The sequence below is a fragment of the Vibrio sp. Vb1337 genome (genome assembly GCF_033338715.1).
GTDB classification, from domain to species: Bacteria; Pseudomonadota; Gammaproteobacteria; order Enterobacterales; family Vibrionaceae; genus Vibrio; species Vibrio alginolyticus.
This window is the reverse complement of sequence record NZ_JAWOTD010000094.1, coordinates 1-1,476: the sequence shown is the minus strand read 5'-3', so window position 1 is coordinate 1,476 and position 1,476 is coordinate 1. Positions and strand designations below refer to the sequence as shown.

General features: G+C 48.5%; 2 protein-coding genes. Both read left to right on the top strand.

What is annotated here, in order from left to right:
• Positions 1–85: 85 nt before the first annotated feature.
• Positions 86–931 carry an enoyl-CoA hydratase-related protein gene (locus tag R7E42_RS24130; protein ID WP_025628642.1) on the top strand — a complete coding sequence of 282 codons (846 nt, stop codon included), beginning with the start codon at positions 86–88 and terminating at the stop codon, positions 929–931.
• The coding region (locus R7E42_RS24125) for a hydroxymethylglutaryl-CoA lyase (protein WP_318073104.1) at positions 928–1,476 on the top strand (549 nt) is incomplete at its 3' end. The genes R7E42_RS24130 and R7E42_RS24125, both read left to right, overlap by 4 nt.

Sequence of the window (1,476 nt, the reverse complement as noted above, 5' to 3'; positions counted from 1 at the left end):
CTCAACGCGCCAATACCTGATAGCGAATTTGGCATCTTTAGAATGTAACCGCGCAATTGAAATAAACGTTCACAAGGAAATCATTATGCAGGAAAGACAACCAAGCATTGTTCCAAACGCTCAACGACACAATGATGTGCTTTGGCAGGTTGACGAATTCGGTGTTGCAACACTGACGCTGAATCGGACAAAGAAACACAATGCCTTTGATGCCTGCATGATTGATTTGATCATCCATCGCTTAGATTATCTTGCACTAAGAACCGATGTGCGTTGCTTAGTGCTGCGCAGTAATGGCAAACACTTTTCCTCTGGTGCGGATTTAGCTTGGATGCAATCGATGGCAAATAGTACCCGAAAAGAAAACCTAGTCGATGCACAAAGCCTCGCTCGCTTAATGGAAACGTTGGATGCCTTCCCTCAACCCACCATCGCTGTCGTACAAGGCTCAGCTTTTGGTGGCGCATTGGGGCTAATTTGCTGCAGCGATATCGCTATCGCCAGCCACTCCGCTCAGTTTTGCTTGAGTGAAGTCAAACTGGGATTGGTGCCCGCCATCATTGCACCATACGTGATGCGTGCGATGGGCAATCGACAAGCACGTCGTTACATCCTCAGTGGTGAAGTCATCCCTGCGGTTAAAGCGCAACAATTTGGCATCGTGCATGAAGTGAAAAAAGATGACGAGCTTGAATCATGCGTAAGCGAAGTCGTCGCTTCTTTGCTACTCAATAGCCCAGATGCGATGAGAAAAGCGAAAGCACTGTGCGAACAATGCCACCAAAATCCCATTGATTCTCAGCTTATCCGCTACACCAGCCAATTGATCGCCGATATCCGTGTATCGCCGCAAGGGCAAGACGGTTTACAAGCTTTCTTAGAAAAACGGCCTCCGAGCTGGGTCCATCAACCTGATGCGGAGGAAGAATGACACTGCCTACTAACGTAACCATTGTTGAAGTTGGCCCTAGAGATGGACTTCAAAATGAATCTCCAGTTTCGGCTCGCACTAAAATCCGGCTGATTGATTTACTTTCTGACACGGGTTTGAGTCACATCGAAGCCGGCTCATTTGTCTCACCCAAATGGGTTCCGCAAATGGCAGATTCCAAAGAAGTCATGCAAAATATCACGCGAAGAGCCTCGGTGACTTACTCGGCACTCACCCCTAACCTCCAAGGGTTAGAGCAAGCCTTAGATGCTGGCGCCAATCAGGTCGCCATTTTCACTTCGGCTTCAGAAGGCTTTTGCCAGCATAATATCAACTGTTCAATTACAGAGAGCTTGAAACGCTTCGAGCCATTAATGGTTCAGGCCGATAAATACCATATTCCCGTTCGTGGCTATCTGTCGTGCGTCGTCGATTGTCCTTACGATGGGGCGACATCTCCAACACAAGTAGCCAACATCTCGCAAGCGTTGATCGAGTTGGGATGCTACGAGGTGTCCTTGGGCGACACGATCGGAACCGGTACG

Coding starts and splice junctions, on each gene's coding strand:
- R7E42_RS24130 (WP_025628642.1), top strand. CDS start 86: ATGCAGGAAAGACAACCAAGCATTGTTCCAAACGCTCAACGACACAAT.